The 16085-nt window shown below is 41.1% G+C and carries 17 protein-coding genes and 2 pseudogenes; 2 read left to right on the forward strand and 17 right to left on the reverse strand.

The annotated features are described in order from the left end of the window. Nucleotides 1–84 precede the first annotated feature (84 nt). Nucleotides 85–186: pseudogene (locus FD44_RS10395) on the forward strand (hypothetical protein); the annotation flags it as partial. A gap of 273 nt (nucleotides 187–459) precedes the next feature. Here FD44_RS10395 and FD44_RS07800 read toward each other — a convergent pair. From FD44_RS07800 to fabZ, 16 genes are all read right to left on the reverse strand, one after another. Beyond that, nucleotides 460–999 carry a biotin transporter BioY gene (locus FD44_RS07800; protein ID WP_056973834.1) on the reverse strand — a complete coding sequence of 180 codons (540 nt, stop codon included), beginning with the start codon at nucleotides 997–999 and terminating at the stop codon, nucleotides 460–462. Nucleotides 1000–1078: 79 nt separating this feature from the next. Beyond that, nucleotides 1079–2071, reverse strand: a complete 993-nt coding sequence (locus tag FD44_RS07805; RefSeq protein ID WP_056973836.1) for a biotin--[acetyl-CoA-carboxylase] ligase — start codon at nucleotides 2069–2071, stop codon at nucleotides 1079–1081. A 247-nt stretch (nucleotides 2072–2318) separates the two neighbouring features. Then, nucleotides 2319–3077, reverse strand: coding sequence for an enoyl-ACP reductase FabI (fabI, locus tag FD44_RS07810; protein WP_056973839.1), 759 nt, complete (start codon nucleotides 3075–3077; stop codon nucleotides 2319–2321). A 28-nt stretch (nucleotides 3078–3105) separates the two neighbouring features. Further along, entirely contained in the window at nucleotides 3106–3876 is a 771-nt protein-coding gene (gene accA, locus FD44_RS07815; protein ID WP_056973842.1) for a carboxyltransferase subunit alpha, read from the reverse strand. Then, nucleotides 3869–4711 (reverse strand): acetyl-CoA carboxylase carboxyltransferase subunit beta, encoded by an 843-nt coding sequence (locus tag FD44_RS07820; RefSeq protein WP_056973843.1) that lies wholly within the window; start codon nucleotides 4709–4711, stop codon nucleotides 3869–3871. The genes accA and FD44_RS07820 overlap by 8 nt, the downstream gene beginning before the upstream one ends. Next, a complete protein-coding gene (locus FD44_RS07825; RefSeq protein WP_056973845.1) occupies nucleotides 4692–6071 on the reverse strand; it encodes an acetyl-CoA carboxylase biotin carboxylase subunit in 1380 nt (459 codons plus the stop codon). Before FD44_RS07825 ends, FD44_RS07820 begins: the two co-directional genes overlap by 20 nt. Before the next feature lie 254 nt (nucleotides 6072–6325). After that, on the reverse strand, nucleotides 6326–7702 hold the full coding sequence (locus FD44_RS07830; protein ID WP_056973847.1) for an ISLre2 family transposase: 1377 nt from the start codon (nucleotides 7700–7702) through the stop codon (nucleotides 6326–6328). A gap of 173 nt (nucleotides 7703–7875) precedes the next feature. Further along, the gene (locus tag FD44_RS07835; protein WP_056973850.1) at nucleotides 7876–8292 is read right to left on the reverse strand and encodes a 3-hydroxyacyl-ACP dehydratase FabZ family protein; all 417 of its coding nucleotides are present in this window, start codon (nucleotides 8290–8292) and stop codon (nucleotides 7876–7878) included. Between the two features lie 6 nt (nucleotides 8293–8298). Next, nucleotides 8299–8775, reverse strand: a complete 477-nt coding sequence (accB, locus tag FD44_RS07840) for an acetyl-CoA carboxylase biotin carboxyl carrier protein (RefSeq protein ID WP_056973865.1) — start codon at nucleotides 8773–8775, stop codon at nucleotides 8299–8301. A 4-nt stretch (nucleotides 8776–8779) separates the two neighbouring features. After that, a complete protein-coding gene (gene fabF, locus FD44_RS07845; RefSeq protein WP_056973852.1) occupies nucleotides 8780–10009 on the reverse strand; it encodes a beta-ketoacyl-ACP synthase II in 1230 nt (409 codons plus the stop codon). A 20-nt stretch (nucleotides 10010–10029) separates the two neighbouring features. Continuing rightward, the gene (gene fabG / locus FD44_RS07850) at nucleotides 10030–10761 is read right to left on the reverse strand and encodes a 3-oxoacyl-[acyl-carrier-protein] reductase (protein WP_056973854.1); all 732 of its coding nucleotides are present in this window, start codon (nucleotides 10759–10761) and stop codon (nucleotides 10030–10032) included. Continuing rightward, nucleotides 10761–11675, reverse strand: coding sequence for an ACP S-malonyltransferase (locus FD44_RS07855; protein WP_056973856.1), 915 nt, complete (start codon nucleotides 11673–11675; stop codon nucleotides 10761–10763). Before FD44_RS07855 ends, fabG begins: the two co-directional genes overlap by 1 nt. A gap of 9 nt (nucleotides 11676–11684) precedes the next feature. Then, entirely contained in the window at nucleotides 11685–11924 is a 240-nt protein-coding gene (locus FD44_RS07860) for an acyl carrier protein (protein ID WP_056973867.1), read from the reverse strand. Nucleotides 11925–11991: 67 nt separating this feature from the next. After that, nucleotides 11992–12975: a beta-ketoacyl-ACP synthase III gene (locus FD44_RS07865; RefSeq protein ID WP_056973858.1), complete on the reverse strand. Its 984-nt coding sequence runs from the start codon at nucleotides 12973–12975 to the stop codon at nucleotides 11992–11994. Further along, nucleotides 12972–13439: a MarR family winged helix-turn-helix transcriptional regulator gene (locus tag FD44_RS07870; protein ID WP_056973860.1), complete on the reverse strand. Its 468-nt coding sequence runs from the start codon at nucleotides 13437–13439 to the stop codon at nucleotides 12972–12974. Before FD44_RS07870 ends, FD44_RS07865 begins: the two co-directional genes overlap by 4 nt. A 28-nt stretch (nucleotides 13440–13467) precedes the next feature. Next, nucleotides 13468–13914 carry a 3-hydroxyacyl-ACP dehydratase FabZ gene (gene fabZ / locus FD44_RS07875; RefSeq protein WP_056973862.1) on the reverse strand — a complete coding sequence of 149 codons (447 nt, stop codon included), beginning with the start codon at nucleotides 13912–13914 and terminating at the stop codon, nucleotides 13468–13470. A gap of 328 nt (nucleotides 13915–14242) precedes the next feature. Between fabZ and FD44_RS07880 the strand changes: the two genes are divergently transcribed. Further along, complete coding sequence (locus tag FD44_RS07880) at nucleotides 14243–15601, forward strand: IS4 family transposase (protein ID WP_056973869.1); 1359 nt, start codon at nucleotides 14243–14245, stop codon at nucleotides 15599–15601. A gap of 66 nt (nucleotides 15602–15667) precedes the next feature. Here the strand turns inward: FD44_RS07880 and FD44_RS07885 are convergent. Then, nucleotides 15668–16085, reverse strand: a pseudogene (locus tag FD44_RS07885) (MobA/MobL family protein); the annotation flags it as partial.

The raw sequence follows: 16085 nt of genomic DNA on the forward strand, positions 1-16085 counted from the left end.
GCCACTAGGGTATACCCTAATGGATATAATTTATGAAGTGATTGCATATTTAATTTTTGTTTGAATTAATTATAAAATTTACCTTTAACAATCAAACAAACATTACAAACATGGACCGTTTTGGAATCGATCATTTCCGTTGTCGGGATTGGCATGGTTATGATTCTCAACGTCTTCTTCCATTAATTATTCGCCATTTATTTAAAATTAATTTAATTCAATAATAAAGAAGCAGAGCGGGGCAAAAGGCGTTTAACTTCCAGAGTGTAATTGGATTATCCGAATATTCTGAACTTGAATATTTGGATAATTCAGTTATACGGCCGGGAGTTGCCTTTTGTCCCGCGTTTTCGCTCGGTAACAATCGTGTTTACACGAACAGAGGATGGGATAAATGACTATTATCCCATCCTCCTTTTATTATTAATAAAAAAGTGCTAAAGACATAATCTTCTTAGGCTAGCGGGTAGAAACATGCGTCAATGCCTGAACCCGAACCGCAACCAGATAAACAGCGATCGACTTTAACGTATCACCAGGAATAAAGGCCAAATTTGAAATCAGTGAATTAACCAATGAAATCGGGCTGACTAGCCATAACCAAATTGAGCCAACCAAATCAACAAATAAGACGCCAACCAGCCAAATAACAGCCATCTTTGACCATGCGCGATTGACAAATGGCTGCGAAAGACCATATCCCATGATTGAAGGTGCCATTAGCCACCCAAACAGATAACCACCAGTTGGTCCAACAAAAACAGCCGGCCCCGCTGAACCACCACTTAATACCGGAAAACCAATTAATGCAAGTAACAGGACAAGTGCAACTGCAATGGTTCCTCGTTTTGATCCCAACAACGCTCCAGCCAGCATAATTCCCAGATTTTGCATTACCACTGGTACCGGAATGATTCCTAGTGGCAACGGTGGAATCATCCCTAAAATAATGATTGTTGCAGCAATTAACGATGTTTGAACGATTTCTTTTATTTTCATTGATAATTATCCCATCATTTATTATTTTAATGGTTAACCAAATTATGAGTTTGGGTTAACCATGCTATCAAAAAAATGGCTAACCATGATAGCCATTTTCCGGTAAATAAACCTTAGTTACTTCACCACTAGCCACTGTGATTAACTTACCATTTTCTTCTTGAATCACCAATGCGCCTTCATCATTAAAATGACGTGCAACACCGGTAATGGTTCTTGTCCCCATAACAACCTCAATCTTTTGACCAAGCGTTTCCGATAGTTCAGAATAGGCCTTTAAAAAGCTGCCCGTTCGATAAGTCTGATACATATAAAAGAAATTATCAATAATACTGGCAACGATTCGATTGCGATCAATTTGGCTTTGGCTCACAATTGAGCCGGCTTTATGTTTAATATCATCTGGATAATGATTAGAATCAACGTTTAAACCAATGCCAACAATCACATTTTCATGGGATCCATCCTCTAAGCTGGAAATCGTTTCGGTTAAAATGCCCCCACATTTTTTATCGTGGGCTAGAATGTCATTAACCCACTTAACCCGAAAATCGACTTGGGGAAAGAATTGTTTTAATGCCCGAACAACACAAACGGCGGTGCTGGTTGTAATTAAACCAGAATGAATGGTATCCCGATTTTGAATTGGCACAAGTATACTCATGTAAATACCACTATGACGAGGTGAATAAAAATGACGCCCCAAGCGGCCATGGCCACTAGTTTGCGTGTCAGTCACAAAAGCCTGGGCACGAGTCACAACTCGGGAACTGCAAAATTGCTTAGCAAAATCATTAGTTGAAGTTAAGGTGTCAAATGTCTGGACATCAACCGGATACGTTGTCGTGCGATAATGATTAATGACTTGAGAATTTAAATATCCAGACTGCTCATAGCAATATCCCAAACCTTTTTTCGTATCAATTTGATGACCACAACGTTCCAGTTTCAAAATATTGTTATACACTGCCGGACGACTAATCTTAAACTGCCGGGCAAGTTCATTTCCTGAAACGTAGCGATGGTCGGCCGCTAACAATGCATGTAAAATTTGAGCCTGATGATCCATCATTTGTCCCTACCTCACTCTTAAATCAAGATCCCATTCTTCGTCGATAATCTATTAGTTTTACACATAAGATAAACCAAGGTCGGAATTCAAAACCAGAATGCCGAGAACTCGCCTATGTTTCTTAGCCGAAACGTGATCAAATCAGCAGCTCCCGGCCATATAAGCCAGCCCATCTAATATTCAAAACCAGAATATTAGATGGGCTGGCTTATATTCTGGGATCTAACCGCTGATTTGATCACTCTCTTTAAATAAGATGCACACCCTTATCAACGTAAACCACGTCGCCGGTCATTCCAGTTGCCAGATCACTCATCAAAAAGGCAGCCACATTTCCGATTTCGGTTGTTGTAACGCTCTTTTGATCAACGGTTCTCGACTCCGATTCCTTTAACAATTCACCATGATGCTTAATGCCGGTAACTGCTAATGTCTTAACCGCACCCGCAGAAATTGCGTTTACTCGAATCCCATTCACCCCTAAATCTGAAGCTAAATAGCGAACGTTGGCTTCCAAGGCCGCTTTGGCAACACCCATCATATTGTAATTTGGAATGGCCCGAGTTGAACCAAAATAAGTCAAAGTTACAATACTTGAAGGGTCATTTAGGATTGGTTGTGCATAACGACTCACTGCAATCAATGAGTAGGCACTAATGTTTTGAGCCAAATCGTATCCTTCACGAGTAGTATGTACCAGCCCAGACGTCAATGTCTCACGGTCAGCATAAGCGATTGCATGAATCACACCATCAATTTTGCCATACTTATTACCAATCTCTTCGAATGCATTTTTAATGTTGTCATCATCAGCAACGTCACATTCTACTAATTCTGAATCTTCAGGAACAAATCGTTGTAAGCTCTTCTTAATTCGATCATTTTGATAAGTTAAAATAACCTTAGCGCCTTGATCAATAATTGCCTGGGTACATCCCCAAGCAATACTGCGTTTATTTGCGACCCCCATGATCACAATTGTTTTTCCATCTAAAAAGCCACTCATTTAATTCGGCCTCCAAATAATTTTTCTTTTAAAAATTCCGGTAACGTTGCTCACGTTGGCGTAATAACTCGTCAATCGGTAAATTAGCCAGTTCATTAAACTGATTTGCCAGAAAGTCACGTAGTGGGCCTAAATTCTCACCAGAGTGGTATTCATGAATAATCTGATCAATAATACCATTTTCTTGTAACCATTCTGGTGTTAAATTTAAGGCTTCAGCTGCTTGCTGGACCTTTGATGAATCCTTCCACATGATGCTGGCATAGCCTTCAGGTGACAAAACGGAATAAATACTATCTTCAAACATAAATACTTTGTCGCCACAGGCAAGCGCAATCGCGCCACCACTACCACCCTCACCAACAATGATACTAATGTACGGTACCTTTAGTTGCATGCCCACTTGTAAGCACTTGGCAATTGCAGAACCAATACCGTGATATTCAGCATCCACATCCGGCCAAGCGCCAGGCGTATTCACCAGCGCCAAAATCGGTCGATGGAATTTTTCCGCCTGTTGCATTAATCGAAGCGCTTTACGATAGCCTTCCGGTTCAGGGCTACCGAAATGACGCTTGATATTTTCTTCCGTATCAGCACCCTTACGAATCCCAACCACCGTAATCGGTACATCCTTTAACAATCCAATGCCACCGATTACTGCTTGATCATCGCCATCAGACCGATCTCCATGGAGTTCAAAAAAATCAGTTGTCAAACCACGAATGAGTTCATCCGTTGAAATTTTATGACTGTCACGGGCTGCCTGAACACGTTGATAAGCTGTTTTTTTAGCCATGACTAGCCTCCCTCTGATGCAGTCGCAAAAATTGAGAGATTGTCTGCTTTAAATTGGTCCGCGGAACAATCGCATCGATAAAGCCGTGATCCAAAACAGTTTCAGCCCTTTGAAAATTCTTGGGTGGCTGCTTCATAATTGTTTGTTCAATGACTCGGCGACCAGCAAATCCAACCAAAGCATGAGATTCGGCTAAAATAATGTCGCCCTGCATTGCAAAACTGGCAGTAACGCCACCAGTCGTTGGATCACAAAGAACCACCAGATAAAACAGTCCGGCTTTGCTGTGAGCCTCAACAGCCTGGGACACCTTTGCCATTTGCATCAGTGACTTGATCCCTTCCTGCATCCTCGCACCACCAGAAGCCGTAAACATGACAACCGGCAACTTTTCAGTGGTTGCTTTTTCGAACAATCGAACAATTTTTTCACCAGTGGCACTGCCAAGACTACCCATGATAAAGAATGGGTCCATAATTCCGGCCGCCACTTTTTGATGATCCAGTGACCCGATTCCAGTCAAGACACTTTCCTTAATTCCGGTTACCTTTTTTGCTTTTGCAATTTTACCCCGATACTTCTTATCGTCATATTGGTCGGGAACCGTTACGTCTGCATCCATTTCGTCAAAGGTATCAAACGTAATCTTAGCCCGCCTGCGAGCCGTAATTCGAAAACCAAATCCACAATTAGGGCAGGTTCGCTGCTTGCCCATTCTCATCGAAAAAAACGTTGTATGGCAAATTGGGCATTCTTTCATTAAGTTATCGGGGATTTTATCCATTCGCTTTTTTAATTCATCACGACTGGGCATTTTAAACCGACTTTGCAGCATTTAATCCCCTCCTACCAGCAAGAACATCATTTTCAATAAAACTAGTTGAGTAGGTTCCCTGTTTAAATCGATCAGATGTAACTAACTCATATAAAAAGGCTTGATTGGTTATGACACCCGTAATTTCAAGCTCACTTAACACCCGTTTCATCTTCGCAATGACCGCATTCCGGTCATTTAAATGAACGATTAATTTAGCGATCATTGAATCATAAAAAGGTGAAATAAAACTGCCGTTGGTCACACCAGCATCAATTCGGACACCCAATGACCCATCAGGGAAAAATAAATGGGTAATTTTCCCGGGTTGAGGAGCAAAGTTGTTTTCGGGGTCTTCGGCATTTAATCGACACTCCAAAGCATGTCCCTTAACAGTCGCATCTGCTTGAACAAAGGGTAATACTTCATTAGCAGCAACGGCTAACTGACCCTTTACCAGCTCAATGCCGGTAACTTCTTCGGTAATCGTATGTTCAACCTGAAGACGAGTATTCATTTCCATAAAGTAAAAATGGTGATCGTGATCCATCAAAAATTCGTAGGTCCCAGTATTTGTATAACCAAGTTTAAGCGTTGCCTTGGCAACAATTTCACCTAATTCCTGACGTTCTTCAGGAGAAATCAAAATACATGGACTTTCTTCAACTACCTTTTGATGATTTCGTTGCAGAGAACAGTCACGTTCCGGTAAATAGACAACGTGGCCAAAATTATCCGCAATCACCTGCATTTCAACATGTTTGGCATCTCGGATTAGTTTTTCAACATACATACTATCATCACCAAATGATGCCTTGGCCTCACGTTGGCACTGCTCGAATGAATCACGAAGCTCTTCTGGCCGATCAACCTCACGGATACCTTTACCACCACCACCGGCAGCGGATTTCAATAAAACTGGGAAACCAATTTTTTCAGCAATCCGTTCAGCTTGATCAACTGAAGTGACATCACCCTCGCTACCAGGGATCACCGGAACGCCCGCGGACTTCATTGCCTCTCTGGCGTTAGCCTTGTCACCCATCAGTGAAATCAATTGATGGCTAGGACCAATGAATTGAATATGACAAGACTCACACATTTCCGCAAACTCAGCATTCTCAGAGAGAAAACCGTACCCGGGATGAATGGCTTCACAACCAGTTAAAGTTGCGGCACTCATAATTTGGGCCATATTTAAATAAGAATCACTCGGCTGGGCACCGCCAATACAGATCGCCTCATCAGCTAAATGAACAAACAAGCTCTCCTTATCAGCACTGGAATAAACAGCAACTGCTTCAATATTCATGTCATGAAGTGCTCTGATAATTTGCACAGCAATTTCGCCACGATTTGCCACTAATACTTTTTTAAACATATGCTCACCTTCTTGTACGTATGTGTCAAGCTTTAGTAGGTAGTGTCTCTAATTAGATTTTATTTATGTTTTTAACTACTTTTTGTTTCGTTCCGGCGTTGATGCGGGGCCGTGTGGGTCGCTTACGAGCTAACTTCTTGCCCTTCAGGCCAAAAGTGGATCTCTCCAGTCTCCCATGTCTCTAAGCGATAAATCGCTAAGTGACATCGACACACTCTTTCACCAACGCCTCCACTCCACCTGTTATTCAAATCCTATGAAATAGCCTTCACCAAATTACCCATAGCACTGCTAGTTGCTGCGTCTAATGAAATACTGCCGTGCCTAATTCCTTGATGTTGCGTAAAAGGCTGTTTAAGAAAATAACTAGCGGCCACTTTAACTGGCATGATGCTTATTGGCAAGGTATTGGGCATCTTTATCATTGCCGTTTCTAATTGCCCGTTAATTTCACTGGTAATCACCGCAATCATCGCCTTCAATCCAGCTTTACTCCAAGAGCGACCTTGATGTTTTAACCGATAGGTAAAGCGTCGATGATTACTTTCACAGCCACCTAAACACACGGTTTCGGTAGCTAAGCTGCGCTTGTCAGCTGGCTTTAAATAATTCCAGTTACGTTTCAAGTAACTCCGTAAAAGCTGAATTGCTTCCAGACTATCCGCATCATTGGCTTGGAACTCACACGTATCAAGGACAATTTGAACTTGATCATTATCCCAATTATGCACACCCTGAAATAGTTTACTTTGCAGAATTTTAGGCATCTTGCTTAATCGACTACGAATTTTTCGGTTCAAGTGATAACGATCTAAAAAGTGCTCATGTTTTTTGGCCCCAACCGCTAATTCATCAAAGCAGGATGGTTCATAGCCACTCCCATTATCGCTACCGGTAATCATTGTAGTTGCTCGTAAATCATAATTCTGATCGAGATAATCTTGTACTTGATTAAAAACTGCTTGCCGGTTTAATCCCGTAAATACATGTCGGTTTAACGTCTGTCGGCGCTGGCCATTTTGGCTAATACCTTCCGTTAGTTGCAGTCGATGAATAAAGACATTTTTATGGTGTTGCTTAGCCTTTAAGGCCACACAAAAGGCATCGCCTTCCAAATACAGATAAGGAACTCGCCGTTTCTTTTCGATGTTCACTAATGTGGTTTCTTCACGCTGCTTTTCACATTGCGTACCGGCTGCTTGATAAAGTTGACCAACTTTTTGACGACTGATAGAAAGTGGGGTTAAAAGGTTAACAGCCAAAGCCGTTGTCCGTAAAACACTATGTGAAGCTAGCTTGGCAACCTTTTCGACCATTAAGGGTGAAAATCTACTTCGTGGAATTAACTGCAAATAACGATCCAAAGGAAAGACATACTTTTTATCAGCTAGCTTCACTAACCGGCGTTTGAAAGTTACGGCCCCACACATGAAATTCAAAGTTCTTTCGCGTTTACCGACAATTTCTTGGTATTTTGTTTCACCAATTAAAAGATCATCCAACTCTTCTAGTGCTTGACCTAAAGCAGTGGCAATCAACGCTTGACACCGAATCATTAAATCTTGTTCCGCATTAAATAAACTATTACTATCCTTTAAAACTGTCATGATTTCTGTTAAGATTTGAGACATGAAGACCGTTACCTCCTAATTTTTGGCTACCAACCTAATTAGAAGATTAACGGTCTTCTCGTGTTTTGAAAAGGCTTTTTTTCACTTTCCTACTAAAACTTTACACTAACTTCTTGTACTTAAAAACGTTTTGGAACGCCATTTGGATTCATTCCCGAAATGAGCCAGGTTTCTCATTCCACCGCAAATATCAGGTCGGCCTCACAAATCACTTGACCGTCTCGAATAATCGATCCGTGACCTAATCCAATGTTCATTTTGAGCTTTTTCATTTCCACTTCAAAGATTAACCGGTCGCCTGGTCGAAAATCATCTTGAAAAGTGGCGTTTTTTATGCCGCCAAAAAACACATTTTTCCCTTGATATTTTGGTAATGACAGAATGGCAGCAACCCCAGTCTGAGCCATTGCCTCAATCATAATTGGCCGTGGGACAACTAACCGGTTAACCGGCTGGTTGGCAAAGAACCATTCATTAATGGAAATCAGTTTCACCGATCTTGCCTTAACACCTGCTTGAACATCCAAAAAGCGGTCAATCATTTCAAAAGGATAGCGTTGGGGAATCACATCATTTACGTTGGGTGTCATTATTATCTATCCCTTCTTAACTTGAAACAGCGGTTGATCATACTCAACCATACTGCCATCCTCAACCAAGATATTTGAAATTGTTCCTGAAACATCACTCTTAACTTCATTGATCATCTTCATTGCTTCAATAACGCAGACAACGTCCCCTTTTTCAACTTTATCGCCCTGCTTTTTAAAGGCAGGCTTATCGGGACTTGGCGCGAAATAGATAACACCTACCAGCGGTGCTTTAATTTCGGCGACATCAGCTGCCGAATTAACAGCTGGCGTTGTTGATTCATTCTGTGATTGTTTTGACGTCGGTTTAGGTGCGCTAACAGTGTCATTAGGTGTTGTTAATGTTGGCTCACCTACAACAACTTGGTCACCAGCCTCACGTTTACTCAATGCCAATTTAAAATCATCCTGCGTTAACTCAAAGTTTTTGAGTGATGATTTATCAAACTTATCTAATAACCGTTCAATTTCCTTCTCGTCCATAACTTTAATCACATCCCTTAAATGCAATTACAGCGTTGTGTCCTCCAAATCCAAATGAGTTACTGATTGCATAGTTAACAGTTGTTTTCTTATTGGTGTCATCAACTAAATCAACATCACATTCTTCATCTTGGTTAACAACACCCACATTTACCGGCATTTGGTTTCTTTGAATTGCGCCGATTGTTGCAACAGCCTCAATCGCACCGGCTGCGCCCAATGCGTGGCCAGTCATCCCTTTGGTACTGCTTACCTTAACATGATCATTCTTTGAGAAGACCACATTGATTGCCTTGGATTCAGCGCTGTCATTGGCATGAGTACTTGTTCCGTGCGCGTTAATATAGTCAACATCAGTGGCATCAATTTCAGCCTCGTCAATGGCCATTTGCATTGCCCGTTTAGCGCCGGTTCCCTCTGGATCAGGCGCTGTCATATGGTAAGCATCACTAGTCGTTCCATAACCAACAATCTCAGCAAGGATCTTAGCGCCACGTGCTTTGGCATGGTCATAACTTTCCAAGACCAGGGTTCCAGAACCTTCACCCATTACAAAACCATTTCGGTCTTTATCAAACGGAATTGACGCTTTCATTGGATCTTCGGTCTTCGATAATGCCGTAATTGCAGCAAATCCTGAAATACCAATTTCATTTACTGAAGCTTCAGTTCCGCCTGCAATCATTGCCTCAGCTTTTCCTTCTTTAATATATTCAAAGGCATTGCCAATTGCATTAGTCCCTGACGAACAGGCAGTCACAATAGCTTGACTGGTGTTACGGGCCTTGAAGGCAATTGAAATATCACCGGCAGCCATATTAACAATGGAATTAGGCACAAAGAGAGGTGATACCCGCTTAGGTCCTTTGTCGTGCATCTTGATGACTTGCTCTTGAATGGTCGTCAAACCACCAATTCCTGAACCATAAATGACGCCTAGTTCCTCTGGTTTGATATTGTCTTCATTCAAGCCAGCCATTTCCATCGCTTCGTGAGCACTATATAGCGCGTAATTGATAAACAGATCATTTCGCTTTGCGGTTTTTCGGTCCAAGCGCTTCATTGCGTCAAAGTCCTTGACTTCACCGGCAACAGAAATTCCAGTTGCTTCTGCATCAAATTTGGTAATCTTATTAATGCCAACCTTCGAATTTAATAAGTTGGTCAGAAAACTATCAATATCATTTCCGAGTGGGGTAACGGCACCCATTCCAGTAACAACGACTCTGTTCATGAATTTTTCTCCTTTAGCAATTAAATTGTTAATCCACCATCAATTGTGATGACTTGACCTGTTAAATAATCATTATGCACCAAGAACGAAACTGCGTCGGCAATTTCTTCCGGTCGGCCAAATCGTTTCAACGGAATTTGATCAGTGAATTCTTTTTGACGACGTTCGCTCATTTTTCCAGTCATATCGGTTTCAATCATTCCCGGAGCAACAGCATTACAACGAATATTACGTAAAGCCCCTTCACGAGCGGCTGTTTTTGTCAAACCGACTAGTCCAGCTTTACTAGCGGAATAATTAGCCTGCCCAATATTACCATGCAAGCCTGAAATACTGGAAATGTTGACAATGACACCAGAACGACTCTTTTGCATTGACTTCATTGCAAACTTGGTCATGTTAAACGCGCCAATTAAATTTGTGTCAATAACTGCTTTAAAATCCGACAGCTTAGTGCGGCTCAATAATTTGTCGCGGTTAATGCCCGCATTGTTTACTAAAACATCAATTTGACCATATTTTTCCAGCAAACTGTCAATCATTGCTTGGGCATCATCTTCGTTGGCCACGTCGCCAACCAAATTATCAAAAGTAACTCCCTGATCACTTAATTGCTGCTTCACATCATCATCTAAAGCATGGTGCGTATTTAAAACAACTGTCATACCATCTTTTGAAAGCCTTTTGGCAATCGCTAATCCGATCCCCTTTGCGGCACCGGTTACTAATGCAATTTGTTTTGCTTCACTCATTATTTCACCAACTTTACATTTGATCTGACATCATTCAATGTCTTAACACTATCAATATGTAGTGTGTCAACAGTTGATAACGATTTTGCAAACTTCATCAACGTATCACCCGGACCGATTTCAATCATCGTATCACTGCCCAAATTGACTAAGGCTTTGAGGCAATCAATGAAATGGGTCGGATTAACCAACTGATCAACCAGCGTCTGTTTCATATTGGCAACATCAAATTGGGTCATTGTTGTATTACTAATAACAGGAAACTTAAACTCATGAAAGTCAACAGTTTGAATTCGATCAGCTAATAAATCACTTGCTTCTTGCATAAACGGAGTATGAGAAGCAACCGTCATTTTTAACGGAACAACCCGCTTAATCCCATGTTCATGAAGATAAGTGGTTGCTGCGTCCAAACCGGCCTGTGTACCCCCGATAACAATCTGCGAATCGGTATTAAAATTAGCTGGGTAAATATCACCTGCTTGAGCACGAACCCGGCAGGCTTCACGGACTAAATCAGCGTTTGCCTTAAGAACAGCTGCCATTTTACCCGGATGATCTTTTCCTGCTTTATCCATATAGCGAGAACGATCACGAACCAGCTTTAGCGTATCAGCAAACTGAACACCACGAGCAGCTATAATTGCACTATATTCGCCAAGGCTCAATCCAGCAGCGCCCACTGGTGATCCGAATTCTTTTTCAAGAATCCGAAAAATACCGGTACTCATTGCGACAATGGCGACCTGGACATTATTGGGATCATCCATAACCTCTGATTTACTCAAATCCATATTAAGTGCAGCAGAAGCTTCCTCAATGGTTTGACGATAAATTACCTCTTGTTGGTAAAGGTCCTGCCCCATCTCGGGAAATTGTTTTCCCTGACCGCTAAATAAATAACTTAATCTCAAAGTATCAACCTACTTAGTTTGTTGTTTAAGAACGTAATCTACCAAACCACCAACAGTTTCCATACCTTCGTCAGTTTCAATTTCGATATCATAAGTATCTTCAATTTTGGCAACAACTTCGAAGATATCCAAACTGTCAATATAAAGATCATTCTTGAAATTAGTGTCTTCTTTAATTTTGTCTGCATCAACATCCAATTGGTCCACGATAATATCCTTTACCTTGTTAAATACTTCTTCTTTAGTCATCATTAATTTCCTCCAATATAGTTGTTTGTTTTTAATTTGATTAATTAATTTTCTATGAGCAATATCGTTAATAAGTCAGTAACATGGTTCCAACTGTTAAGCCACCACCGAAGCCACTTAACGCAATTGTATCGCCACGTTTGATAATGTTGTGTTTTACTAGCTGATCCAACAAGATCGGTTCGCTGGCAGCTGCGGTATTCCCAAATTCACCGATGTTAACCGGAAATTTGGTCATTGGCAGCTCGAGTTCATCCGCAATCCGCTCGACAATTCGAACGTTCGCTTGATGAAGGACATAGTGGTCAACATCTGTCGGTGCTAATTTAGCCACCGATAATGCATGGTTAACCGAATCGGGAACATTCTTAACCGCGAATTGATAAACACGCCGACCATTCATCTTAAAGAACGGCTTGAATGGTTGATGATCTGATGAAAATGGTGATGGCTGACCAGTCTTACCAGCCGTTAAATAGCCACCAAGACTGCCAAGGGTTGTCATACTATCTGCAAGATATGACCCATCAGCAGTTGTCTCGTTCGTAACCAAAACCCCACCGGCACCATCACCAAACAAAACGGCAGTGGATCGATCAGACCAATCCAAAAGCTTACTTAACGTTTCACCACCAATTAAAATGGCATTCTTTTTATGATCTGCCATCAGCATTTGCCGAATTAGCTTCAATCCATAAACAAACCCTGAGCAGGCTGCATCAATATCAAACGCCATCGCCTTAGTAGCACCAATGTTTCCTTGCACAGTTGCACTGGTAGAAGGTGTTAAATAATCAGGTGACATGGTTGCAACAACGATCAAATCAATATCGTCAGGCTGCAGTTCGCTTTGAGCAAGTAATTGCTGAGCAACGCTGGTACAAAGTGAGCTTGTAGTTTCAGTAACGGCAATATGCCGACGCTTAATTCCCGTTCGCTTAACGATCCACTCATCAGAGGTGTCCATCATCGTTGAAAGTTCATGATTATCAACAACTCGCTCAGGCACTTGACTCGCCGTAGCTACTATTTTGAAATCTTCAAATTTCATTTTGATGAAACCTCGTCAATAAATTTCTCAACGTTAACCAATGCCTGCCGCATCTTTCGAATATCGGATCCGTCAAATCCCTTTAAGCAACTTTCAACCAACTGGCGATGGAACGCATAGTGGGCACGATAAAGCAATCTGCCCTTACTCGTCAGCCCAAGGTTGATAATCCGACGGTCCTGTTGGTTAATCATTCGAATGATGTAGCCTTTTTTCTCAAGGTTATTAAGATTGGCAGTTAACGTCCCTTTACTTAACTTCAAAACACGTGATACTTCTGAAGTTGTTTTCCGATCATGAAGGCCAATTGTATGAATAAGATGCAATTCTTTTGCAGTGATGTCCTTAAATCGACTCTTTCGAATTTCACTCTCTTCAATTCGCATTATCTGATCATAAATATCTATCAAAGCCTCACTTATGAAATTGTAATCATCTTTAATTTCATCACTCGTCGAATTCATTCATTAAATCTCCTCATTCACTCTCGGTCTAAATCTTTTTATCTGGATTTGGAACAATGAACGTTAAGTCGGCGGAACAAGCCACTTTGTCTTCAACTTTGGCAGCGCATTTAACTTTACCCATGTTGTCACGCTGTTTTTCCATTTCAACATGTAGCTTCAAAACATCACCCGGACGAACAACTTTTCTGAATTTGGCATTATCAATGGCACCAAGGTAAGCTGTCTTGCCACGATATTTTTCCGTCTTGAGAATTAAAATCGAAGCTGCTTGAGCAAGCGACTCGATAATTAATACGCCGGGCATAACTGGATTTCCAGGAAAATGGCCTTGGAAAAATTCCTCGTTAATTGTGACGTTTTTGGTACAAACGATCGATTCACCCGGATTTAATTCATCGACTTTATCCATAAACAAAATTGGATATCGATTGGGAATTAGATCCATAATTTTAGCTGCATCTAATACACTCATTGCTTTCTTCCTTTCGGTTGCAAAACTGATCAAGTATCACGCCAGATTAATTCGACTTTCGAACTAAATTGTCAAAAAAATTTGGTTGATTTCACTTCATCCATGTCCAAATTTTGAACATCCCACATCATAACCTAAAATAGTTTGAAATTCAAACTATTTTGGTTAATGGCGTAATAACCGATAAAACTAAGAACTGAAACTTGAAAGCTAATAATCACGCCAAAGGCGTGTGGTTATTGGCTTTTTTGGCAAAAAAATAAACGCAAGCTCTCCTGCGTTGTATACTTTAGTCGACCAAAACCAAGATACAAAGGATACTTACGTCATGAATATTATAAGACAAAAAAATACAGAAAACGAGCTTCACAATATTGTTCATCAATTTACTTCCCTCATTGGTCTATCTAAACTCACCAAGTTGGTGAATTATCGCCGGCATTCAGAAATCAGCTTGATGAAGGTCATTGAATGGCTGCTCACGACAAAGTTCCTGGGACGCTCGCTTTATCGAGCCCATGAAACACCTAACTTTACCAGTCGCACCGTCAGAAATAATTTGAACGATGGCCGGATCAATTGGCAACGCTTGATTTGTCAAGTTGGGAGTCATTTAATCAAGCATTTACGACCGTTTATTGACCGCCGGCGGCGGTTAGCATTGATCATTGACGATACACTCTTTTCCCGTGAGTACGCCACCCAAACCGAATTACTAGCGCGAGTCTTTGACCATGACAAACAGTTATATATTAAGGGATACCGGGCTTTAACTTTGGGTTGGAGTGACGCCAATACATTCTTACCGATCAACTTTGCATTAATGTCTTCCAAGAAGCCACAAAACGTCCTTGGAAAATCAGCTAAAACAACCGATCAACGAACAATTGCTGGCCGGAGACGTCGCCAAGCACAGCAAAAAATGAACCTCGTTTCATTGCAACTTGTCAAGCAAGCCCTCGCAAATGGCGTTCTAGCTGACTATGTGTTATTTGATAGCTGGTATAGCTCACCAAAAATGTTCTATGAATTAACCAAGTTGGGATTAAACGGCGTGGGCATGCTTAAACGGTCCAGCAAAATTTACTATCAATATCGCGGACGGCAATATTCAGTTAAAGCATTATACAAGCGACTGCAGGCCTCAAAATATCAACCCAAGCAAGCTTATCAATACAGCTGCTTTGTCGAAGCGCACGTCGGGAACCAAAAATTCAAGCTTCGCTTGGTATTTGTGGCTAATCGGGCCCGTCAAGATGACTACCTAGTACTGGCAACGACTCAGTTAGGCCTTCAGCCACAAGAGATCATTCAACTATACGCCCGAAGATGGCAAATTGAGAATTACTTTAAAGTTGCCAAGCAATACTTGCGGCTCGACAAATCACAAGTTCAAAATTATGACGGGCTTTGTGGGCATTTAGCAATTGTCATGATGACTTATGACCTATTAGCTTGGCAGGAACGGCAAAATCAGGATGATCGCACCATTGGGGATTTATTCTTTATAATGAACGAAGCCATGCCAGATATTGAGTTGTCTCAAGCACTGGTATGGCTTCTAAATTCGTTAAAAACGATTATTAATCATGAAGTTTATGCAAGAAGAGCCCAAATTATTCAGATGATGAATCAGTTCTTCACATTTTTGCCGAAACGGTTAGTTTCGCTGTTAACAGCAAGCTAAATGGTTAAATTAATTAAAATATGCCCTGTGATACCAAGGGATCAGTCTGTCTTCATACTTTCAAGTTTCAGTTAGGCTATCTAAATGACCTCTATTAATTACTTTTTCTTGGTTGTTTTTATAGCCAGCTTTGGACTTACGATAATTCTTAACTTGTTGGTTAAATTCTTTTCTTTCATGCCGCTTACTATTGATTCCCTCATGTTGAGTTGGTGTATCATCTATTCCCTCCTCGATAAATGATTTTTCGCTGATCCGATCGGGAATATTTTTTTGCTCTAAAACTTGATTTACACTAACCGCCCAATTGTGCCGCCATTGATTGATTTTTTCTTTTTTATCCCAATCAACCAACCAAATTTTTCGGTTTCTCACATTCCCTGCAGGGGTCTTAGTTTTATTACCATGACTATCTAAAATGTATTCGGTTTTTGTTTTCTGTCCCCAAGTACCATCGGGGTTAAATGGGCGATTGGTTAACATC

The organism is Secundilactobacillus malefermentans DSM 5705 = KCTC 3548 (assembly GCF_001436395.1).
GTDB lineage: Bacteria > Bacillota > Bacilli > Lactobacillales > Lactobacillaceae > Secundilactobacillus > Secundilactobacillus malefermentans.